Source organism: Bacillus sp. S71 (genome assembly GCF_016625265.1).
GTDB classification, from domain to species: Bacteria; Bacillota; Bacilli; order Bacillales; family Bacillaceae_G; genus Bacillus_A; species Bacillus_A cereus.
In genome coordinates this window covers 1-21,855 of record NZ_JACVUW010000022.1, presented here as the reverse complement: position 1 = coordinate 21,855, position 21,855 = coordinate 1, and the positions used below count along the sequence as shown (strand labels likewise).

Sequence of the window (21,855 nt, the reverse complement as noted above, 5' to 3'; positions counted from 1 at the left end):
GGTTGTGAGTGGAATCATTACTGTTTTAGGTTTAGGTGCTGGTGAATTAGATCAGCTAACGATGGGTGTATATCGAAAAATAAAAGAAGCAGACCATCTGTTTGTTAGAACGAAGGAACATCCGGTTATAGAAGAATTAGAGAAAGAAGGCATACAATATACGGCTTTTGATGCTGTATATGAAGCACATGATACGTTTGAAATTGTATATGAAACAATTGCGAATAAATTGCTAGAACAAGCTGAAGGTACAGAAATTATCTATGCGGTTCCGGGACATCCACTTGTAGCAGAAAGAACAGTTCAGCTATTGTTGGAAAAAGGAGACGTTTCAAATGTTGAAGTGCGAATTGAGGGTGGACAAAGTTTCCTTGATCCTATGTTTGCAAGCCTAAAAATTGACCCGATTGAAGGATTTCAATTACTTGATGCTACATCATTTGAAAGAGGGCAATTAGAATTACGTCAACATTTAATCTTTTGCCAAGTATATGATGCATTCGTTGCATCTGATGTGAAATTAACATTAATGGAGATGTTGCCAGATGATTATGAAGTGTATATCGTAACAGCTGCAGGAACTTCATTTGAACAAGTAAAGAAGGTACCGTTGTACATGTTAGATCATGAAACGGAATTGAATAATTTAACAAGTGTGTACGTGCCACCTGTTCAGGAGCGTGCGTCCTTGTATCAACAGTTTGATGTTCTTAGAGAAATTATTGCAGACCTGCGTGGTCCAAATGGTTGTCCGTGGGATAAAAAGCAAACGCATCAATCATTAAAGAAATATTTAATTGAGGAAGCTTATGAGGTGTTGGAAGCAATTGATGAAGAGGATGATGATCACTTAGTAGAAGAATTAGGTGATATATTATTACAAGTTATGCTTCATGCTCAAATCGGAGAAGATGAAGGTTGGTTCTCTATAGATGATATCATTCGAACTCTATCTGAGAAAATGGTTCGTCGCCATCCACATGTATTTGGAAATACGGATGTAAACAATGCTGATGAAGTGATTGCCAATTGGGAAGAAATTAAAAAACAAGAAAAAGGATTCGTGAAAGAATCTGTTTTAAATGGCGTTCCTAAAAGTTTGCCGCAGTTACTACGCGCCTTTGAAATTCAGAAGAAAGCTGGTAAGGTTGGATTTGATTGGGTTGATGTGCAGCCGATGATAGAGAAAGCTTTGGAAGAATGGCAAGAGTTCCAGCAAGAAGTTACAAACATGGATGAGGAAAAGATGCTAGGTGAGTTTGGTGATTTACTATTTGCATTTGTTAATATAGCCCGTCATTATAAAATAGATCCAGAAGAGGCGTTACGTTCAACTAATGAGAAATTTACTGGTCGTTTTTTATACATGGAGGCAAAAGTAGCTGAAATGAATAAAGAGATGGAAGATTTATCATTAGAACAGTTAGATGTTTTATGGGAAGAAGCGAAACAAACAGAGCGTTAATAGGGGGATTTGATATGCGTCTAGATAAGTTTTTAAAAGTGTCACGTTTAATTAAAAGAAGAACATTAGCGAAAGAAGTAGCTGATCAAGGAAGAATATCTATTAATGGTCAAGTGGCAAAAGCGAGTTCTGATGTGAAAGTAGCTGATGAATTAACAATTCGTTTTGGTCAAAAAATAGTGACTGTAAAAATAAATGAATTGAAAGAAACAACTAAAAAAGAAGATGCAGCAAATATGTATAGCTTAGTTCGTGAAGAAAAAGTAAAAGCGGAAGAAGGCTTGTTCTAAAATTATGTATCCCCTCATACATTACTATTAGCTAGTAAAAACCTATGGGGGGATTTACGTGAATAATGGTTACTCACCTACGTCTTCTAATCAACAAAATGTTTCTGTAGAACATGACATTATTATGCGTGGCAGGCGTATAATTGATATTACCGGTGTGAAGCAGGTAGAGAGTTTTGATAGCGAAGAGTTTTTGCTAGAGACCGTAATGGGTTTTTTAACGATTCGTGGTCAAAATTTACAAATGAAAAATTTAGATGTAGAAAAAGGTATTGTGTCGATTAAAGGGAAAGTTAATGAGATGCTGTATATTGATGAAAATCAAGGAGAAAAAACTAAAGGTTTCTTTAGTAAGTTGTTTAAATGAGTCTAACAATTCAGTTGTATACAATGCTTTCAATGATTGGAATGGGTGCTTGGATTGGAGCGTCTTTAGATACATATCAACGTTTTTTAAAGCGCCAAGAACGTAAACGTTGGCTTGTATTTATACAAGATATATTATTTTGGATTGTCCAAGCATTATTCGTCTTTTATGTATTGCTTCTCGTAAATGAAGCTGAACTACGTATATATGTGTTTTTGGCATTGTTATGTGGTTTTGCGGCATATCAAAGCTTACTGAAAGCACTATACATGAAGCTGTTAAATTTTCTCATCTATATTTTTATGCAAACAACATATTTTTTTGTTCGAATTATACAGCTACTCATGATAAAACCTGTTATTATTATAGCGCAGCTATTTATTGCATTTATATTATTCTTATTTCGTATACTGCTTTCAATTGGACATGTGTTATGGAAAATTGTGATTTGGATATTACTTTTCATATGGAAAGTTTTTTTCTGGCCTGTTCGATTTATTGCTTCGCTCATATGGAAACTTCTCCCTAATCGTGTTAAACTTTTTATAGTGAAACATATAGGGTTCCTGCAATATATAGCAAAATTGAAGGGACATATCTTCCAAATATGGGAGCGTATAAAAAAGAAGTTAGGGGGACCTCGGAAATGAGGGAACTGAGACAAAGAACAATCGAAAAACAGAGTCCAAATCCTGTTAAAGAGCATATAATACAAACGGATGAGAACAGGAAGCGACTTTATCGCCGTTTAGCGGTTTTTCTTGTCTTTACTTTTACAATTATTGCGAGTATTAGTGTAACGTTTTATCAACAAAACAGTTCCATTAAAGCAAAAGAAGCAAAAGTTAAGGACATGAAAAAAGAACTGGATTCATTAACGAATAAAGAAAAAAGTCTAAAAGACGAAGTTCAAAAGTTAAATGATGAAGAGTACGTATTAAAGATTGCTAGAAGGGATTATTTCTTCTCTGGTAAAGGGGAGATAATTTTTCCTGTTTCGAAGTAGAGTATGTCTTATTGACACTATATTTTAGGATTATATATAATAAAGTAAAATTTGACTTTTTAACCACTAAGGAGGAGCATTTTTTTTATGTCAATCGAGGTAGGCAGCAAGTTACAGGGTAAAGTAACAGGTATTACAAATTTTGGGGCTTTTGTGGAGCTGCCAGAAGGCTTAACTGGTCTTGTTCATATTAGTGAAGTTGCTGATAACTATGTAAAAGATATTAACGATCACTTAAAAGTGGGCGACCAAGTAGAAGTAAAAGTTATTAATGTTGAAAAAGATGGAAAGATTGGTTTATCTATCAAAAAAGCGAAAGAACGTGAAAAAACAGAAGGAGATCGTCCACGCGGTGAATACCAACGCGGTGGTGATCAACAACGTTCTGGACGTCCACAACGTAATAATCGCTCTTTCAACAGAGATAATCGTGGTGGCGGTAACGACCGAGCTCCAAAAGAAACATTTGAGCAAAAGATGGCACGCTTCTTAAAGGATAGCGAAGATCGTTTAACTTCTTTAAAGCGTAACACAGAGTCTAAACGTGGTGGCCGTGGCGCACGTCGCGGATAATAAGGCGTTTAGTTTTTAACATATAGAGAGGTACCCAGAGTGATGGCTCAGGGTGCTTTTTTATATGTGAAAATATATTTTAAAAAAGTTTTCAAGATGTGTTGACTTTAAATAATATCTGATGTAAGATACTAATTGTCCGTTAAATAAGACGACATGGCGGTGTAGCTCAGCTGGCTAGAGCGTACGGTTCATACCCGTGAGGTCGGGGGTTCGATCCCCTCCGCCGCTATATTTATTTTAACGGCCCGTTGGTCAAGTGGTTAAGACACCGCCCTTTCACGGCGGTAACACGGGTTCGAATCCCGTACGGGTCATCTAAAAAGATCATGCAAATTTGCATGATCTTTTTTTGTTAAATGGATTAAGACATACAACACTTCTACAAAATCACCCTATATTTTCTGAATATTTAATTAAAAAATCAAGGATAACTTACATACCGTGTATATCTGTAGAGTTATTTCGAATAAAAAGTCGAACGATTATAAAAGTGAAAACTGTTGTTTTGACAAAAATCCCAACAATCATCTTTTATAATGACAGTAATTAAACTATGCAGGTGGTGTTAAAAATATGCCTAAAGCAGGAAGGAATACTATGAATACAAGTGCATTGGCAATGAATGAGAGTCAGCTTGGAGGAATAAAGTGGACGAGTAAGTTGCGAATGAAATTCGAACAAGTTTTCTTTAGATGGGGATTTATTATTGTTGTTATTGGTTTTCTTTTGGGAAGAGCATATATATTAACAAATATTTTACCGTTTGCACTACCGTTTTTTGCTGCTGTTTATGTTATGAAGCGGGATAAGATGCCGCTAGCATTTTTAGCTCTAATGGGAGGAGCTCTTTCAGTCTCGATAGATAATTTGTTTTTTACTTTTGCATCTATCTTTACTTTCTTCATTTATAATATCTTCTTTAGTAGATTTACACGTAAAACCGTTGGACTTGTTCCATTTCAAGTATTTATCTCCGCATTAACCGCACACTTAGTTGTTGTATATTTTGCGCAACAAACTGTCACCATGTACGATTTACTCGTTAGTACCATTGAGGCTGGGCTTAGTTTCGTATTAACTATGATATTTTTACAAAGTGTCCCGCTTTTAGTGGAAAGGAAAGGAAAACAACAGGCTTTAGAGACAGAAGAAATTGTTTGTTTGATTATATTACTAGCATCTGTTTTAACGGGTACAACAGATTGGTTTGTATATGATGCTTCTATTCAACATATTTTTACAAGGTATTTAGTACTAGTATTTGCATTTATTGCGGGTGCTGCTACAGGATCTACAGTGGGGGTCGTAACAGGATTGATATTAAGTTTAGCAAATGTGTCTAGTTTGTCTCAGCTTAGCCTTCTCGCTTTTTCTGGATTACTTGGTGGGTTGTTAAAAGAAGGGAAGCGTTTAGGTGTTAGTTTAGGTTTATTAATAGGGACAAGCTTAATTACATTATATGTAGACAAGCAGACAAATATTGTAACAACTTTAATTGAGTCAGGTGTAGCGATTGCTATCTTCTTATTAACGCCAAAGCTTGTTTTGGATCGTATTGCTAAATTTATGCCAGGTACACAAGAGCATTCGCAAGATCAACAACAATATTTAAGAAGGATGCGTGATGTTACAGCGAACAAAATCAACCAATTCGCAAATGTATTTGCTGCTTTATCTAATAGTTTTTCTGTATATGGGTATGTAGAGGAAGAAGATAAAGAGACAGAAGCAGATTTGTTTTTGAGTACAATTACTGCGAAAACATGTCAAACGTGCTTTAAAAAGGATCAATGCTGGGTAGTGAATTTCGATAAAACGTACGATTATATGAAACAAATAATGAATGAAACGGAAGAAGGAACCCTGCAACATAATCGTAAATTAGTTCGTGAGTGGGACAAGCATTGTGTGAGAGGGAAAAAAGTGACGGATTTAGTAGCGGGTGAATTAGATCACTTCTATGAGGGACAAAAATTGCGAAAACAAATGAAGGAAAATCGTAGAATAGTAGCGGAGCAACTATTAGGTGTATCAAAAGTTATGGAAGATTTTGCTAAGGAGATACAACGAGAGCGTGAAAATCATCAAGTGCAGGAAGAGCAGATTATGCAAGCGTTCCGTGATTTTGGTGTCGAAGTAGAGCATGTTGATATTTATTGTTTAGATAGAGGAAGTATTGATATTGAAATGTTGATTCCAGTTGCATCTAATGAACATGGTGAATGTGAAAAGTTAGTTGCACCGATGCTTTCGGATATCCTTAAAGAAAATATTGTCGTTAAACATGAAGAAAAGTCTTCTTATCCGAATGGTCACAGTTTAATATCATTTGGTTCGGCGAAGACGTATTCTCTTGATACAGGATTGGCTACAGCCGCAAAAGGCGGTGGGTTTGTTTCGGGTGACTCTTATGCGATGATGGATTTAAGTGTTGGTAAATACGCACTTGCGATTAGTGATGGTATGGGTAATGGGCAAAGAGCTCATATGGAAAGTAAGGAAACGGTGAAATTATTACAAAAAATACTCCAATCGGGTATTGATGAAGAAATAGCTATTAAGTCTATCAATTCAATCCTTTCTTTGAGAACGACAGAAGAGATGTTTACAACATTAGATTTAGCTATGGTAGATTTGCGGGATGCGAGTGCTAGGTTTTTAAAGATTGGATCAACGCCGAGTTTTGTTAAACGCGCGAATAATATTTTGAAAATTGAAGCAAGTAATTTGCCGATGGGAATCATCGAAGATGTTGAAGTTGATGTGGTGGGTGAACAATTAAAAACGGGCGATATCCTTATTATGATGAGCGATGGGATTTTTGAAGGCGCGCAGCATGTAGAGAATCATGAATTATGGATGAAGCGGAAAATTAAAGAATTGCAAACCGAAGACCCGCAAGAAATTGCTGATATCATTATGGAAGAAGTGATTCGCTCTTGTGATGGTTATATAAATGATGATATGACTATTGTGGTGGCAAAAGTGAAGAAAAATATGCCGAAGTGGGCTACGATTCCGATTGTAGGAATGCAGGCGCAGTAAAATATAAGTGGAATGTTTATCTATAATTTGATTTTAAAAACCTAGGTGAATACCTAGGTTTTTTTGTGGGAAAAGGTAATGTTATTGATTTTATGAATATACACGGAGGATGTAAGATAAAAATGTAATTTTTGTATATCTTTTTTTTGCACAATGTTTGTAAAAGTTGTACCATTATAGACAAGGTAACTAACGTTGCTGTTCTTGTTTAATGAAAGGTGATTGCGAAGTTGAAAGATACATTTGTTGAAAAAGTAGATGACTTTGTAAAGCAGCATGATGTATTAAAGAATGATTCAACAATTGTTGTGGGAGTTTCTGGTGGTCCTGACTCGTTAGCCCTTTTATATTATTTATTAGAAAAAAGAGCGGAAAAACAGTTGGAAATTGTAGTAGCTCATGTGGATCATATGTTTAGAGGTGATGAATCTCATGAGGATTTACAGTTTGTGCAGGACCTTTGTGAAGAACTGGGAATTATTTGTGAAACGATAAGGATTAATGTATCACAATATCAACAGCAATACGGAATGAATGCACAGGTTGCTGCTAGAGAATGCAGATATGCATTTTTGGAAAGAATAATGAAGAAATATGATGCAAGATATGTTGCTCTTGGACATCATGGAGATGATCAAGTCGAGACAATTTTAATGCGTCTTGTAAGAGGGAGTACTCCGAAAGGATATGCAGGAATTGCAGTGAAGCGTCCTTTTCATAATGGATATTTAATTAGGCCGTTACTTGGGGTAACGAAGGAAGAAATTGTTGATTACTGTAATAAGCTAAATTTAATTCCACGTATAGATCCGAGTAATAAAAAGGAAGTATATACAAGGAATCGATTACGTAAATATGTCCTTCCTCACTTAAAAGAAGAAAATCCACAAATGCATGAGAAATTCCAAAAATTTAGCGTGCAGATGCAAGAGGATGAGGCTTATTTGCAGGAATTAGCTTTTGAGAAAATGAATAAAGTAATTACAAAAAAAAGTGATAAACAAATTAGCTTATCAATTCCTGCCTTTGAATCCATGTCTATGCCTTTACAAAGAAGAGGGATTCAACTAATATTAAACTATCTTTATGAATATAAGATTCCATCTTCTCTTTCTTCTATACATATTGACAAGGTGATTGAGTTTTTTAAGCGGACACAACCTTCAGGTTCACTTGATTTTCCAGGTGATTTGAAAATTGTTCGCACATACGAGGAGTGTAGCTTTAGATTTAAACAAGAAATTGTCTCTCCTTTTTTGCAAGATTTATCAGTACCCGGGACCATTACACTATTGAACGGGGATGAATTTGTAACAGAGGTGAGCGAAGATATACCAAGTAACATGAATGAAACAGTATTTGTTGCTAAGTATAATGATATATCATATCCACTTCGTATTCGTTCTAGGGAAAATGGAGATCGCATGTCAATACAAGGTATGGATGGCACGAAAAAGATAAAAGCTATTTTTATCGAAGCGAAAGTACCAAAAGAAAAAAGAGAAGAATGGCCGGTCGTTTGTGATGCAAGTGGGAACATTATTTGGGTACCCTTGTTGAAGCGATCTGCATTTGCAATTTCGAAAGAGATGGCAAAGAAGGGTAAATATATGATCATTCACTACAAAAGCAAGGAGTCTTCCGGGAGGATAATGAAATGATGAATCAAGATATCGAAAAAGTATTAATTTCTGAAGAACAAATACAAGAAAAGGTGCGCGAACTAGGTGCAGTTATTGCAGAGGATTATAAAAACACAGTACCTCTTGCAATTGGTGTATTAAAAGGCGCAATGCCATTTATGGCAGATTTATTAAAGAGAACAGATACATATCTTGAAATGGATTTTATGGCTGTATCTAGTTATGGTCACTCTACAGTTTCAACAGGCGAAGTGAAAATTTTAAAAGATCTTGATACTTCTGTAGAAGGTCGCGATATTTTAATCGTCGAAGATATTATTGATAGTGGTCTTACACTAAGCTACTTAGTAGACTTATTCAAATATCGTAAAGCGAAGTCTGTAAAAATTGTTACATTATTAGATAAGCCAACAGGCCGTAAGGTTGATCTGAAAGCGGATTATGTTGGATTTACTGTTCCACATGAATTTGTAGTAGGATATGGATTAGATTATAAAGAGCAGTACCGTAATCTTCCTTATGTAGGCGTATTAAAACCAAGCGTTTACTCAAATTAATTAAATACAGGCTTTACAATTGTATAGGAAAGTTTTTCTATGTTACGATTTACTATAGTGTTTATGCCGTGAGAGGAGGTTAGGAATGAATCGTATCTTCCGTAATACCATCTTTTATTTACTGATATTCTTAGTAGTAATTGGAATCGTGAGCTATTTTAATGGTTCGACACAAAAAACGACATCAGTTAGCTACGACAAATTCATTACTAAACTAGAAAGCGGTGAAGTGCGTAATGTGCAACTTCAACCGAAAAATGGTGTATTTGAGGTAAAAGGACAATTCAATAACTCTAGCCAAGGAGAACAATTTGTTACTTATGCACCAAATACTGAGGAATTACAAAAGAAAATCAATGATAAAGCGAAAGGTGCCGAAGTTAAGTATCAACCAGCAGAAGAAACAAGTGCTTGGGTAACATTCTTTACTTCAATCATTCCGTTTGTCATCATCTTCATTTTATTCTTCTTCTTATTAAACCAGGCTCAAGGCGGCGGTAGCCGTGTTATGAACTTCGGGAAAAGTAAGGCGAAGTTATATAATGATGAAAAGAAAAAAGTTCGTTTCAGAGATGTTGCTGGGGCGGATGAAGAGAAACAAGAACTTGTCGAGGTAGTTGAATTCTTAAAAGACCCTCGTAAGTTTTCTGAAGTTGGTGCCCGTATTCCGAAGGGTGTCCTATTAGTTGGACCTCCAGGTACAGGTAAAACTTTATTAGCACGTGCTGTTGCAGGTGAGGCTGGCGTTCCATTCTTCTCTATCAGTGGTTCTGACTTTGTAGAGATGTTTGTCGGTGTCGGTGCATCACGTGTACGTGATTTATTTGAAAATGCAAAGAAAAATGCTCCTTGTATCATTTTCATTGATGAAATTGATGCAGTAGGTCGTCAACGTGGCGCAGGTCTTGGTGGTGGTCATGATGAGCGTGAGCAAACATTGAACCAGTTACTTGTTGAAATGGATGGATTCGGTGCAAACGAAGGTATTATTATCATTGCTGCGACAAACCGTCCAGACATTCTTGACCCAGCGTTATTACGTCCAGGTCGTTTTGACCGTCAAATTACAGTAGATCGTCCAGATGTAAATGGCCGTGAAGCTGTACTGAAAGTACATGCGCGTAATAAACCGCTTGATGAGCATATTAATTTAAGAGCAATTGCGACTCGTACACCAGGATTCTCTGGTGCGGATCTTGAAAACTTATTAAACGAAGCTGCTTTAGTAGCTGCACGTCGAGATAAGAAGAAGATTGACATGAGTGATATCGATGAAGCAACGGATCGTGTTATTGCAGGTCCAGCTAAGAAAAGTCGTGTTATCTCTGAAAAAGAACGTAATATCGTTGCTTTCCATGAAGCAGGCCATACTGTAATTGGTGTTGTTCTTGATGAAGCTGATGTCGTTCATAAAGTAACAATTGTCCCTCGTGGTCAGGCTGGTGGATATGCGGTAATGCTTCCGAAGGAAGATCGTTACTTCATGACAAAGCCAGAGTTACTTGATAAAATCACTGGTTTACTTGGTGGTCGAGTAGCTGAGGAGATTGTATTTGGTGAAGCAAGTACAGGTGCTCACAACGATTTCCAACGTGCAACTGGTATTGCAAGACGTATGGTTACGGAATTCGGTATGAGTGATAAGCTTGGACCGATGCAATTTGGTAGCTCACAAGGTGGTCAGGTATTCTTAGGAAGAGACTTCCATTCAGAACAAAACTACAGTGATGCAATCGCACATGAAATTGATGTGGAAATGCAAACAATTATTAAAGAATGTTATGCTCGTGCGAAACATATTCTTACTGAAAAACGAGATAAGCTTGATATTATCGCGAAAACGTTACTTGAAGTAGAAACATTAGACGCAGAGCAAATTAATCATTTATATGATTATGGCAGATTACCTGAGCGTCCAACATCTTCAGATGATGTGAAAGTAAACATCAATATGAAGAAAGACGATGAAGATAAAGAAGATAAGTAAGAAATGAAGGAGTGACTATCGTCACTCCTTTTTTGTTTGTTAAGATTTTTGTTAATTACTATTAAGGGCTTAGTGGATAAAGTAATTTAAGTAAAACTAGTATTAAAAATTGAAATAGAGAGCAATCTTTTTGTAAAATGATGAGGATAGGAAAGCTGATTATATAAGTATGTGTGATATGATGTTTTTATAAGTTTTTATACATACTACACAAATATAGATTAAATAAGATAAGTGGTGAGAATATGATTTTTGTATTGGATGTAGGGAACACAAATGCTGTACTAGGCGTGTTTGAAGAGGGGGAACTTCGTCAGCATTGGCGCATGGAAACAGATCGTCATAAGACAGAAGATGAATATGGAATGCTTGTAAAACAGTTACTTGATCATGAGGGTCTTTCGTTTGAAGATGTGAAAGGTATTATTGTGTCTTCAGTCGTACCACCAATTATGTTCGCTTTAGAACGTATGTGTGAAAAATATTTTAAAATTAAACCGCTTGTAGTAGGGCCTGGAATAAAAACGGGGCTAAATATTAAATATGAAAATCCACGTGAAGTAGGCGCAGATCGAATTGTAAATGCAGTAGCGGGAATCCAATTGTATGGAAGTCCACTTATTATTGTTGATTTTGGTACGGCTACTACATATTGTTATATTAATGAAGAAAAGCATTATATGGGTGGAGTTATTACGCCAGGAATTATGATTTCAGCAGAGGCTTTATATAGTAGGGCAGCAAAACTTCCTCGTATTGAAATTACAAAACCGAGCAGTGTTGTTGGGAAGAATACAGTAAGTGCGATGCAATCAGGCATTCTTTATGGTTATGTAGGACAAGTGGAAGGTATTGTTAAGCGTATGAAAGAAGAAGCTAAACAAGAACCGAAAGTTATTGCAACAGGTGGATTGGCGAAATTAATTTCAGAAGAATCGAATGTAATTGATATTGTAGATCCATTTTTAACGTTAAAAGGCTTGTATATGTTATATGAGCGTAATGCAAATTTACAGCATGAGAAAGGTGAATAAATAAGTATGAAAGATTATTTAGTAAAAGCGTTAGCGTTTGATGGAGAAGTACGTGCGTATAGTGTACGTACAACGAATACAGTAAGTGAGGCACAAAGACGTCATGATACATGGAGAACAGCTTCGGCGGCACTTGGTCGTTCTTTAACTGCAGGTACAATGATGGGTGCGATGTTAAAAGGTGATCAAAAGTTAACGATTAAGGTAGAAGGTAATGGTCCGATTGGCCCTATCTTAGTAGATGCTCATGCAAATGGAGATGTACGTGGCTACGTAACGAATCCACATGTTGATTTTGAAGGAACGGAACAAGGGAAATTACGTGTATATCAAGCGGTAGGTACAGAAGGGTTTGTAACAGTAATTAAAGATATTGGTATGCGTGAGCCGTTTATCGGTCAATCTCCAATCGTTTCGGGAGAACTAGGGGAAGATTTCACGTATTATTTCGCAGTTTCTGAGCAGACGCCTTCTTCTGTTGGTGTGGGTGTACTTGTAAATGGAGATGACAGCGTATTAGCGGCGGGTGGATTTATCCTTCAAATTATGCCGGGCGCACAGGAAGAAACAATTTCATTCATTGAAGATCGTTTGCAAAAAATCCCGCCTGTATCAACATTGATCGAACAAGGTCTTTCTCCAGAAGAGCTACTATATGCAGTCCTTGGAGAAGATAAAGTAAAAGTATTAGAAACAATGGATGTTCAATTTAATTGTACGTGCTCACGTGAACGTATTGAGAGTGTGTTGATTAGTTTAGGTAAAACAGAGTTAGAGCAAATTCGTGAAGAAGAAGAAGAAACAGAAGTTCATTGTCATTTCTGTAATGAACGATACAAGTTCTCTAAAGAAGATATTACAAATTTAATTGAGAATTTGTAATAAGGGGATTAACCCTCCGAATAGATTGACAAACAGGGAATTTTCTGACAAAATCTAAATATAGATAAAACCAATAAAAATACTCGGTGTTAGGAGTGACAGGAATGCGAGTGGCACAATCAGTTTCAGAATTAATCGGGAAAACGCCGATCGTTAAGTTGAACCGCATCGTAGAATCAGACAGCGCAGATATATACTTAAAACTAGAATTTATGAATCCAGGGAGTAGCGTTAAAGATCGTATTGCACTAGCTATGATTGAAGATGCTGAAAAAAAGGGATTGTTAAAAGAGGGCGATACAATCATTGAGCCAACAAGTGGTAACACAGGGATTGGTTTAGCGATGGTAGCGGCTGCTAAAGGATATAATGCAATTTTAGTAATGCCAGAAACAATGAGTATTGAGCGTCGTAATTTATTACGTGCTTACGGTGCTGAATTAGTATTGACTCCAGGTCCTGAAGGGATGGGTGGAGCAATTCGTAAAGCGACTGAATTAGCGAAAGAGCATGGCTACTTTATACCACAACAGTTCAAAAACCAATCAAATCCAGAAATTCACCGTTTAACAACAGGTCCAGAAATTATTGAACAAATGGGCGAACAATTAGATGCGTTTATTGCAGGTATTGGTACAGGTGGAACGATTACTGGTGCTGGTGAAGTGCTGAAGGAAGCGTATAAAGATATTAAAATTTATGCAGTAGAACCTGCAGATTCACCAGTATTATCTGGTGGGAAACCAGGTCCACATAAAATCCAAGGAATTGGGGCGGGATTTGTTCCGGAGACGTTGGATGTAGAAGTATATGATGAAATTATTCAAGTGAAAACAGAGCAAGCATTTGAATATGCGAGAAGAGTGGCTAAAGAGGAAGGTATTTTAGTTGGTATCTCTTCAGGCGCAGTTATTTATGCAGCAACAGAAGTTGCGAAAAAGTTAGGTAAAGGGAAAAAGGTACTTGTTATTATCCCGAGTAACGGTGAACGTTATTTAAGTACACCACTTTATCAATTTGAATCATAATTAAATGCGATTGAAAAAGCATCCTTGAAAAAGGATGCTTTTTCTTTTTGGATTGGAAATAGGAAAAGAGTGAATGACTAGAAAACTTCATGTAAAATAAGAGGTAGTATAATTAAATTATTTTCACTAGCCTTCGAGTATAATCAATCTCTATATAAATAACTTATGTAGTTGGAGCTGGTTCATCTAAGAGGGTGGGATAAAAGAAGACGGGGTGTTGATATGCAACGAAGAAAATCTTTAGCGCTTTCTATTCCATATCAGTTAGATTTCTTTAAGCAATATAAATTTCTTTCTCAGGATAAGACGCAACATATTTTGCTGGAAAGTGGACGTGGCGGTCGTTATAACATAGTGGGTTTAAACCCGGTAGCGGTAATCCAAGGGAAGGGTGAAAAGTTACATATAAGTGAAAGCGGTAAGGAAACAATAAAAAGAGGGAATCCATTAGATTTAATGCAAGAATATATGGAGAAATGGAAAACAGACTACAATCCAGAGTACCCGCCTTTTCAAGGTGGTGCAATTGGCTATTTCAGTTATGACTGTATCCGTTATATTGAAAAGCTGCCTTCTCTTGCGGAAGATGATATTAATATACCTGACATCTTCTTTTTATTATTTGATGACGTATTTGTCTATGATCAAAAAGAACAAGTGTTATGGGTTATTACGCATTATGTAGATAAATATGAAGAGGCGAAAGAACGGTTAAATGAGTGGAAGAGTCTTTGGGCGACAGAAGCGCCTGAAGTGACCGTGCCTTTTGAAAGTCCTGAAAAGAAAAGTGAAGCAGTTGCTTTTACTGAAGCAAGCTTTATGAAGGCAGTTGAATGTATTCAAGAATATATTGGGGCGGGTGATGTGTTCCAAGTAAACTTGTCGACGAGACAAGAAAGAACTTTACAAACGCATCCACTAGAAATTTATACAAGTCTTCGTGAAATTAATCCATCTCCATATATGGGTTACCTGGAGCTTGGGGATTTTCAAATTGTTAGTGGATCGCCAGAGTTGTTAATTAAGAAACAAGGAACTGAAGTAAGTACAAGACCAATTGCTGGAACGAGATCTAGAGGCGCGGATGAGCAAGAGGATGAAGAATTAGCAAGAGAATTAATTGAGAACGAAAAAGAAAGAGCAGAGCATGTAATGCTTGTGGATTTAGAAAGAAATGATTTAGGGCGTGTTTGTAAATATGGCACTGTAGAAGTAGATGAATTTATGGTAATTGAGAAATACTCACATGTTATGCATATTGTTTCTAATGTGCGTGGTGAGGTGGAAGAAGATAAAGATGCTTTTGATTTAGTGAAGGCTGTATTCCCTGGTGGAACAATTACTGGTGCCCCGAAAATACGTACAATGGAAATTATTGAGGAATTAGAACCTGTTCGCCGAGGGATTTATACAGGTTCAATCGGTTGGATTGGTTATTCTGGAGATACAGAATTGAATATTGTAATTAGAACACTTCTTGCTAAAGATGGAAAAGCTCATGTACAAGCGGGGGCGGGAATTGTAATTGATTCAAATCCGGAAAATGAATATAAAGAGTCGTTAAAAAAGGCGATTGCTTTATGGCGTGCAAAAGAACGTAGCGAAGAAACGGTTAGGTGAGAGAAATGATATTAATGATTGATAATTATGATTCTTTTACATTTAATTTAGTGCAGTTTCTTGGAGAACTTGGACAAGAGCTCGTTGTTAAACGTAACGATGAAGTGACGATTTCAGATATCGAGAATATGAAACCAGATTTTCTAATGATTTCTCCAGGTCCATGTAGTCCTAATGAAGCGGGGATTAGTATGGAAGTTATTAAATACTTCGCGGGGAAGATTCCGATTTTTGGAGTTTGTTTAGGGCATCAATCTATTGCACAAGTGTTTGGTGGAGAGGTTGTTCGTGCAGAGCGATTAATGCATGGGAAAACTTCGCTTATGCATCATGATGGAAAGACGATTTTTTCGGATATTCCTAATCCGTTTACTGCGACGCGCTATCATTCCCTTATTGTTAAGAAAGAGACGTTACCAGATTGCTTAGAGGTAACATCTTGGACGGAGGAAGGGGAAATTATGGCGCTTCGTCATAAGACATTGCCGATAGAGGGTGTGCAATTCCATCCGGAATCTATTATGACTTCTCATGGGAAAGAGTTATTGCAGAATTTCATTCGTAAATACAGTCCAAGTGCGACATTATGTTAATTTACGTAAATGGTCAGTATGTAGAAGCAAGTGAAGCGAGAATTTCCCCTTATGATCATGGTTATTTATATGGTCTTGGAGTTTTTGAAACGTTTCGTATTTATAATGGTCATCCTTTCTTATTGGATGATCATTATGACCGTTTAATAGAGGCGCTGGATACATTGCAAATTAAATGGACAATGACAAAAAATGATGTGATGCTTATTTTGAAAGATTTACTCGCTAAGAATGAATTGAAGCATGCATATGTACGTTTTAATGTATCGGCGGGTATAGATGAAATAGGATTACAAACGGAAATATACGAAGAGCCTTCGGTTATTGTTTTTATAAAACCTTTAACAGCTCCAGGAGATGTAGTAGAAAAAGAAGGTGTTATTTTAAAACAAGTGCGAAATACACCGGAAGGGACATTTCGCCTGAAGTCTCATCACTATTTAAATAATATTTTAGGTAAGCGTGAAATTGGAAATGTTGTGAGCAAGGAAGGTATTTTCCTTACTGAAGCAGGTTATGTTGCAGAGGGTATTGTTTCGAATCTATTTTTTGTGAAAGGTGATGTTTTATATACACCTTCGTTAGAGACAGGTATTTTAAATGGTATCACTCGTGCGTTTATTATAAAGAGTGCTGAAGAATTAAATATAGAAGTAAAGGAAGGTTTCTTTACAAAAGATGAGCTACTTTCAGCGGATGAAGTCTTCGTAACAAACTCTATTCAAGAAATTGTTCCGCTTTATCGTATAGAAGCGCAGGATTTCCCGGGTAAAGTAGGAGTGGTTACAAAAAGTTTAATGTACCTTTATGGAATGCAAAGAGAGAAATTATGGAGCAGAAATGAATTACGAAGAGGAGATGTGTAGTTTGAAGTGGGATTATGATTTACGCTGCGGCGAATATACATTGAATTTAAATGAAAAGACATTAATTATGGGGATTTTAAATGTAACACCAGATTCGTTTTCTGATGGTGGTAGTTACAACGAGGTAGATGCTGCGGTACGTCACGCAAAAGAAATGCAAGGTGAAGGTGCTCATATTATTGATATTGGTGGCGAATCTACTCGCCCAGGTTTTGCTAAAGTATCAGTAGAAGAAGAAATAAAGCGAGTCGTCCCGATGATTCAAGCAGTTTCAAAAGAAGTAAAATTACCTATATCTATCGATACATATAAAGCTGAAGTTGCAAAGCAAGCAATTGAGGCTGGTGCTCATATTATTAATGATATTTGGGGGGCGAAGGCGGAGCCGAAAATTGCTGAAGTCGCAGCCCATTATGATGTACCCATCATTTTAATGCATAACCGTGATAATATGAATTATCGTAATTTAATGGCGGATATGATTGCTGATTTGTATGACAGTATTAAAATTGCTAAAAATGCTGGTGTGCGAGATGAGAATATTATTTTAGATCCAGGTATCGGTTTTGCTAAAACACCGGAGCAGAACTTAGAGGCGATGCGTAATTTAGAACAGTTAAATGTGCTAGGTTATCCGGTTCTCTTAGGTACTTCGAGAAAGTCCTTTATTGGGCACGTATTAGATTTGCCAGTAGAGGAACGCCTTGAGGGAACGGGAGCTACTGTTTGTCTTGGTATTGAAAAGGGTTGTGAGTTTGTTCGTGTCCATGATGTGAAAGAAATGGCGCGTATGGCTAAAATGATGGATGCGATGATTGGTAAGGGGGTAAGGTAATTGGATAAAATTTATATCCATGATATGGAATTTTATGGTTATCATGGTGTGTTTCCAGAGGAGAATAGATTAGGTCAGAGATTTAAAGTTGACTTAACGGTGGAGTTGGATTTAAAGCGTGCAGGGGAAAGTGATGACTTAGAGCATTCGGTCAATTATGGAGAGCTTTTCGAATTATGTAGAAAAGTTGTTGAGGATAGAAAGTATAAGCTTGTGGAGAGTATCGCTGAAAATATTGCTGCAGATATATTAAAGCAATATAAAAGTATTTCACGGTGTACAATTAAGGTGATTAAACCAGATCCGCCGATACCGGGCCATTATCGCGCTGTAGCAGTAGAAATTACGAGAGAACGTCCATGAATAATATAGCGTACATTGCATTAGGGTCAAATATTGGAGAGCGTTATACGTATTTAACTGAAGCCATTCAGTTTTTAAATAAAAGTCCGTATATTCAAGTTGATGATGTTTCGTCAGTGTATGAAACTGATCCAGTTGGCTATACTGATCAAAGTTGTTTTTTAAATTTAGTTATAAAAATTTCTACCAATTTATCACCGCAAGAATTATTGAAAGTAACACAAAAAGTAGAAAATGACCTAGGAAGAAAAAGGGAAATTAGGTGGGGGCCGAGGACTATCGACCTTGACATTTTACTTTATAATCAAGAGAATATTGAAGCAGAGAATCTTATTGTTCCGCATCCGCGGATGTTCGAAAGAGCTTTTGTTATCGTTCCGTTGTTAGAGATTAATCAGGATATAAAACAAAACATTTCACGTTCACAAGTAGAAGAAATGAAAAGGCGAGAGGGAGTAACGGTATGGAAGCAGAAAAATGGGGAAGACGCATTCGTGCTTTTCGAAAGCTAAAAGGCTACACGCAAGAAGGTTTTGCTAAAGAATTAGGGGTATCAGTATCTGTTTTAGGTGAAGTTGAGAGAGGGAATCGATCGCCTTCTCAAGATTTTGTAGTAGAAGTTGCTAAGGCGTTAAATGTTTCGATAGATGAATTAATGCCAAAGTGACTGTGCAGGAAGGAGTAGGTTGATTGTTAAAGATTGCAAATATTGAAATGAAAAATCCGGTTGTATTAGCACCGATGGCGGGAGTGTGTAACTCTGCATTCCGTTTAACAGTTAAAGAATTTGGTGCAGGTTTAGTTTGTGCTGAAATGGTAAGTGATAAGGCAATATTACTGAATAACAAAAGAACATTAGATATGTTATATATTGATGAAAGAGAAAAACCATTAAGTTTACAAATTTTCGGTGGAGAGAAAGAAACGCTTGTAGATGCTGCGAAATACGTAGATAAATATACGACAGCAGACATTATTGATATTAATATGGGTTGCCCAGTACCGAAAATCGTTAAATGTGATGCGGGGGCAAGGTGGCTTCTAGATCCAAATAAAATATACGAAATGGTAGCAGCGGTTGTAGATGCTGTTGAAAAGCCGGTTACGGTTAAAATGCGTATCGGTTGGGATGAAGAACATATTTTCGCAATAGAAAATGCTAGAGCTGTTGAGCGTGCTGGCGGACAAGCTGTGGCGGTTCACGGACGTACGCGAGTGCAAATGTATGAAGGGAAAGCAGATTGGGATATCATTAAACAAGTAAAGCAAGCTGTGAATATCCCGGTTATCGGAAATGGTGATGTCGAAACACCGCAAGATGCGAAGCGTATGCTTGATGAGATTGGTGTAGATGGTGTTATGATTGGTCGTGCAGCTCTTGGGGATCCATGGATGATTTATCGTACGGTAAAGTATTTAGAGACAGGTGAATTAATGCCGGAACCAACAGTCCGTGAGAAAATTGATGTATGTATGTTGCATCTAGATCGTCTTATCGATTTAAAAAACGAAAATGTTGCTGTAAGAGAGATGAGAAAGCATGCGGCTTGGTATTTAAAAGGTGTTCGTGGTAATGCGAGTGTGCGTAATGGTATCAATACTTGCAACACGCGTGAAGACCTTGCGAATGTATTAGGTGCATTTGTAGAAGAAGTAGAGGCGAAACAACAAACAATTTACGTTGGTTAATAAGGAGGACGGAGAAGATTGACATTCTTCTACACACTTCCTATAATTACGTGAAAGAAAGAAGAACTGCCAGTTAGTTGCTGGCAGTTTTTCTAGTTGAGTAGAAAATGCTATACTGTATATATTGTAAAAATTAATAGAGCTGGAGTGATATCAATATCATGGATAACATGAACCACGAAGAATTAAACGACCAATTGCTTGTTCGTCGTGAAAAGCTACATAATTTACGTGAGCAAGGAATCGATCCGTTCGGTAAACGATTTGAACGCACAAATTCAACAACCGACTTAGTAAGTCTATATGGAGAATTCTCTAAAGAAGAATTAGAAGAGAAGGAAATCACGGTTTCTATCGCTGGTCGTATTATGACAAAACGCGGTAAAGGAAAAGCTGGATTCGCACACATTCAAGATTTACACGGACAAGTTCAAATTTACGTTCGTAAAGATACTGTTGGAGATGAAGAGTACGAGTTATTTACGACAGCAGATTTAGGTGACTTAGTAGGTATTGAAGGTAAAGTGTTCAAAACAAACGTTGGAGAACTTTCAGTAAAAGCAACAGGATTTACGCTTTTAACGAAATCTCTTCGTCCATTACCGGATAAATACCATGGATTAAAAGATGTTGAACAACGATACCGTCAACGTTACTTAGACTTAATTACAAGTATGGAAAGTCGTGAAACATTTGTTACTCGTAGTAAAATCATTCGTGAAATGAGAAGATATTTAGATGACAACGGTTATCTTGAAGTAGAAACGCCTATGATGCACGCGATTGCGGGTGGAGCATCTGCTCGTCCTTTCACTACGCATCATAATGCGTTAGATATGGAATTATATATGCGTATCGCAATTGAACTTCATTTAAAACGTCTTATTGTGGGCGGATTAGAAAAAGTTTATGAGATCGGCCGTGTATTCCGTAATGAGGGTGTATCAACTCGTCATAATCCTGAGTTTACGATGATTGAATTATATGAAGCGTACGCTGATTATAATGATATTATGAAACTAACAGAAAATATGGTTGCTCATATTGCGAAAAAAGTATTGGGTACAACAACGATCCAATATGGTGATTATGAAATTAATCTAGAACCAGAATGGACACGTCTTCATATGGTAGATGCAATTAAGCAACACTCTGGAGCGGATTTCTGGACTCCGATGAGTGTAGAAGAAGCGCGTGAGCTTGCAAAAGAACATAATGTAGAAATTAAGGATACAATGGAAGTTGGTCATATCATTAATGAGTTCTTCGAGCAAAAAGTAGAAGATAAATTAATTCAACCAACATTTATTTACGGTCATCCGGTAGAAATTTCGCCACTTGCGAAAAAGAATGACGAAGATCCACGATTCACAGATCGTTTCGAGTTATTTATCGTTGCACGTGAACATGCAAATGCATTCACTGAGTTAAACGATCCAATTGATCAAAAAGAACGTTTTGAAGCTCAATTAAAAGAGCGTGAGCAAGGTAATGACGAAGCTCACATGATGGATGATGATTATATCGAAGCTCTTGAGTACGGTATGCCTCCTACGGGTGGATTAGGAATCGGTATTGATCGTCTAGTTATGTTATTAACAAATGCACCATCTATTCGTGATGTATTATTATTCCCTGCTATGCGTCATAAACAAGACTAAGCTTTGGAGATTTCTCCAAAGCTTTTTTTATTTGAGTATGAGTTGCGTGGGTATAATAGATCTTGATGGTGCGAGAAATTATATTTATATAGAAGAAATGTGCTGTTTTTATACTTTTTTACTAAGTTAAAAATTTTATTAGAAAAACTATTGCATTTTAATAATTAAACTGGTATATTTATATCCGTTGCCACGAAAGGTAACAAGCAAAACAAACGAAAAACAACTTATTAAAAAAAGTTGTTGACGAAAATATAACAAAATGTTATATTAATAAAGTCGCTTGTGAGCGACAACGTAGTTCTTTGAAAACTGAACGAAACAAACAACGTGAAACGTCAATTTTTA

General features: G+C 36.7%; 22 protein-coding genes and 2 tRNA genes. All 24 read left to right on the top strand.

Annotated elements, in window-relative coordinates:
* Positions 1–4 precede the first annotated feature (4 nt).
* The 24 genes from yabN (at position 5) to lysS (ending at position 21,507) form a co-directional block, all read left to right on the top strand.
* On the top strand, positions 5–1,465 hold the full coding sequence (gene yabN / locus IBT51_RS25880) for a bifunctional methyltransferase/pyrophosphohydrolase YabN (RefSeq protein WP_000014278.1): 1,461 nt from the start codon (positions 5–7) through the stop codon (positions 1,463–1,465).
* Between the two features lie 14 nt (positions 1,466–1,479).
* Positions 1,480–1,755, top strand: coding sequence for an RNA-binding S4 domain-containing protein (locus IBT51_RS25875; protein WP_001234876.1), 276 nt, complete (start codon positions 1,480–1,482; stop codon positions 1,753–1,755).
* Between the two features lie 58 nt (positions 1,756–1,813).
* The gene (gene yabP, locus IBT51_RS25870) at positions 1,814–2,122 is read left to right on the top strand and encodes a sporulation protein YabP (protein ID WP_001059104.1); all 309 of its coding nucleotides are present in this window, start codon (positions 1,814–1,816) and stop codon (positions 2,120–2,122) included.
* Positions 2,119–2,772, top strand: a complete 654-nt coding sequence (yabQ, locus tag IBT51_RS25865; protein ID WP_000059781.1) for a spore cortex biosynthesis protein YabQ — start codon at positions 2,119–2,121, stop codon at positions 2,770–2,772. Before yabP ends, yabQ begins: the two co-directional genes overlap by 4 nt.
* Positions 2,769–3,128: a cell division protein DivIC gene (divIC, locus tag IBT51_RS25860; RefSeq protein WP_001208739.1), complete on the top strand. Its 360-nt coding sequence runs from the start codon at positions 2,769–2,771 to the stop codon at positions 3,126–3,128. The genes yabQ and divIC overlap by 4 nt, the downstream gene beginning before the upstream one ends.
* A gap of 87 nt (positions 3,129–3,215) precedes the next feature.
* Positions 3,216–3,701 (top strand): S1 domain-containing RNA-binding protein, encoded by a 486-nt coding sequence (locus tag IBT51_RS25855; protein ID WP_000021451.1) that lies wholly within the window; start codon positions 3,216–3,218, stop codon positions 3,699–3,701.
* A gap of 158 nt (positions 3,702–3,859) precedes the next feature.
* A tRNA-Met gene (locus tag IBT51_RS25850) sits at positions 3,860–3,933 on the top strand.
* A 13-nt stretch (positions 3,934–3,946) separates the two neighbouring features.
* Positions 3,947–4,018 (top strand) — tRNA-Glu (locus IBT51_RS25845).
* A 259-nt stretch (positions 4,019–4,277) separates the two neighbouring features.
* Positions 4,278–6,749, top strand: a complete 2,472-nt coding sequence (gene spoIIE / locus IBT51_RS25840; RefSeq protein WP_001123550.1) for a stage II sporulation protein E — start codon at positions 4,278–4,280, stop codon at positions 6,747–6,749.
* 230 nt (positions 6,750–6,979) lie between these two features.
* Positions 6,980–8,410, top strand: a complete 1,431-nt coding sequence (gene tilS / locus IBT51_RS25835) for a tRNA lysidine(34) synthetase TilS (RefSeq protein WP_000655457.1) — start codon at positions 6,980–6,982, stop codon at positions 8,408–8,410.
* Positions 8,407–8,949 carry a hypoxanthine phosphoribosyltransferase gene (gene hpt / locus IBT51_RS25830; RefSeq protein WP_000981846.1) on the top strand — a complete coding sequence of 181 codons (543 nt, stop codon included), beginning with the start codon at positions 8,407–8,409 and terminating at the stop codon, positions 8,947–8,949. The genes tilS and hpt overlap by 4 nt, the downstream gene beginning before the upstream one ends.
* Before the next feature lie 85 nt (positions 8,950–9,034).
* Positions 9,035–10,936, top strand: coding sequence for an ATP-dependent zinc metalloprotease FtsH (ftsH, locus tag IBT51_RS25825; protein WP_001079669.1), 1,902 nt, complete (start codon positions 9,035–9,037; stop codon positions 10,934–10,936).
* Positions 10,937–11,181: 245 nt separating this feature from the next.
* A complete protein-coding gene (locus IBT51_RS25820) occupies positions 11,182–11,970 on the top strand; it encodes a type III pantothenate kinase (RefSeq protein ID WP_000578365.1) in 789 nt (262 codons plus the stop codon).
* A 6-nt stretch (positions 11,971–11,976) separates the two neighbouring features.
* The gene (gene hslO, locus IBT51_RS25815) at positions 11,977–12,852 is read left to right on the top strand and encodes a redox-regulated molecular chaperone HslO (protein WP_000656367.1); all 876 of its coding nucleotides are present in this window, start codon (positions 11,977–11,979) and stop codon (positions 12,850–12,852) included.
* 104 nt (positions 12,853–12,956) lie between these two features.
* A complete protein-coding gene (cysK, locus tag IBT51_RS25810) occupies positions 12,957–13,880 on the top strand; it encodes a cysteine synthase A (RefSeq protein ID WP_088022615.1) in 924 nt (307 codons plus the stop codon).
* A gap of 222 nt (positions 13,881–14,102) precedes the next feature.
* Positions 14,103–15,500, top strand: coding sequence for an aminodeoxychorismate synthase component I (pabB, locus tag IBT51_RS25805; RefSeq protein WP_200458875.1), 1,398 nt, complete (start codon positions 14,103–14,105; stop codon positions 15,498–15,500).
* 5 nt (positions 15,501–15,505) lie between these two features.
* Positions 15,506–16,093, top strand: coding sequence for an aminodeoxychorismate/anthranilate synthase component II (gene pabA / locus IBT51_RS25800; RefSeq protein ID WP_000602297.1), 588 nt, complete (start codon positions 15,506–15,508; stop codon positions 16,091–16,093).
* The gene (gene pabC, locus IBT51_RS25795; RefSeq protein WP_016513295.1) at positions 16,087–16,959 is read left to right on the top strand and encodes an aminodeoxychorismate lyase; all 873 of its coding nucleotides are present in this window, start codon (positions 16,087–16,089) and stop codon (positions 16,957–16,959) included. The genes pabA and pabC overlap by 7 nt, the downstream gene beginning before the upstream one ends.
* Positions 16,934–17,794: a dihydropteroate synthase gene (gene folP, locus IBT51_RS25790; protein WP_002103948.1), complete on the top strand. Its 861-nt coding sequence runs from the start codon at positions 16,934–16,936 to the stop codon at positions 17,792–17,794. Before pabC ends, folP begins: the two co-directional genes overlap by 26 nt.
* The gene (folB, locus tag IBT51_RS25785; protein ID WP_000358070.1) at positions 17,795–18,157 is read left to right on the top strand and encodes a dihydroneopterin aldolase; all 363 of its coding nucleotides are present in this window, start codon (positions 17,795–17,797) and stop codon (positions 18,155–18,157) included.
* Complete coding sequence (gene folK / locus IBT51_RS25780; protein ID WP_001059456.1) at positions 18,154–18,669, top strand: 2-amino-4-hydroxy-6-hydroxymethyldihydropteridine diphosphokinase; 516 nt, start codon at positions 18,154–18,156, stop codon at positions 18,667–18,669. Before folB ends, folK begins: the two co-directional genes overlap by 4 nt.
* Positions 18,621–18,824: a helix-turn-helix domain-containing protein gene (locus IBT51_RS25775; protein WP_000387030.1), complete on the top strand. Its 204-nt coding sequence runs from the start codon at positions 18,621–18,623 to the stop codon at positions 18,822–18,824. Before folK ends, IBT51_RS25775 begins: the two co-directional genes overlap by 49 nt.
* A gap of 23 nt (positions 18,825–18,847) precedes the next feature.
* Complete coding sequence (gene dusB / locus IBT51_RS25770; protein WP_000912249.1) at positions 18,848–19,846, top strand: tRNA dihydrouridine synthase DusB; 999 nt, start codon at positions 18,848–18,850, stop codon at positions 19,844–19,846.
* A 161-nt stretch (positions 19,847–20,007) separates the two neighbouring features.
* Positions 20,008–21,507 carry a lysine--tRNA ligase gene (gene lysS, locus IBT51_RS25765; RefSeq protein ID WP_000369686.1) on the top strand — a complete coding sequence of 500 codons (1,500 nt, stop codon included), beginning with the start codon at positions 20,008–20,010 and terminating at the stop codon, positions 21,505–21,507.
* The last annotated feature ends 348 nt before the right edge of the window (positions 21,508–21,855 follow it).

Excerpts from the sequence above, each read along its gene's own strand:
- pabB (WP_200458875.1), top strand. The coding sequence starts at position 14,103 with ATGCAACGAAGAAAATCTTTAGCGCTTTCTATTCCATATCAGTTAGAT.
- hslO (WP_000656367.1), top strand. The coding sequence starts at position 11,977 with ATGAAAGATTATTTAGTAAAAGCGTTAGCGTTTGATGGAGAAGTACGT.
- IBT51_RS25820 (WP_000578365.1), top strand. The coding sequence starts at position 11,182 with ATGATTTTTGTATTGGATGTAGGGAACACAAATGCTGTACTAGGCGTG.
- yabQ (WP_000059781.1), top strand. The coding sequence starts at position 2,119 with ATGAGTCTAACAATTCAGTTGTATACAATGCTTTCAATGATTGGAATG.
- pabA (WP_000602297.1), top strand. The coding sequence starts at position 15,506 with ATGATATTAATGATTGATAATTATGATTCTTTTACATTTAATTTAGTG.
- pabC (WP_016513295.1), top strand. The coding sequence starts at position 16,087 with ATGTTAATTTACGTAAATGGTCAGTATGTAGAAGCAAGTGAAGCGAGA.
- ftsH (WP_001079669.1), top strand. The coding sequence starts at position 9,035 with ATGAATCGTATCTTCCGTAATACCATCTTTTATTTACTGATATTCTTA.
- lysS (WP_000369686.1), top strand. The coding sequence starts at position 20,008 with ATGGATAACATGAACCACGAAGAATTAAACGACCAATTGCTTGTTCGT.
- divIC (WP_001208739.1), top strand. The coding sequence starts at position 2,769 with ATGAGGGAACTGAGACAAAGAACAATCGAAAAACAGAGTCCAAATCCT.
- IBT51_RS25875 (WP_001234876.1), top strand. The coding sequence starts at position 1,480 with ATGCGTCTAGATAAGTTTTTAAAAGTGTCACGTTTAATTAAAAGAAGA.
- folK (WP_001059456.1), top strand. The coding sequence starts at position 18,154 with ATGAATAATATAGCGTACATTGCATTAGGGTCAAATATTGGAGAGCGT.
- IBT51_RS25855 (WP_000021451.1), top strand. The coding sequence starts at position 3,216 with ATGTCAATCGAGGTAGGCAGCAAGTTACAGGGTAAAGTAACAGGTATT.
- folP (WP_002103948.1), top strand. The coding sequence starts at position 16,934 with ATGAATTACGAAGAGGAGATGTGTAGTTTGAAGTGGGATTATGATTTA.
- hpt (WP_000981846.1), top strand. The coding sequence starts at position 8,407 with ATGATGAATCAAGATATCGAAAAAGTATTAATTTCTGAAGAACAAATA.
- spoIIE (WP_001123550.1), top strand. The coding sequence starts at position 4,278 with ATGCCTAAAGCAGGAAGGAATACTATGAATACAAGTGCATTGGCAATG.
- IBT51_RS25775 (WP_000387030.1), top strand. The coding sequence starts at position 18,621 with ATGGAAGCAGAAAAATGGGGAAGACGCATTCGTGCTTTTCGAAAGCTA.
- cysK (WP_088022615.1), top strand. The coding sequence starts at position 12,957 with ATGCGAGTGGCACAATCAGTTTCAGAATTAATCGGGAAAACGCCGATC.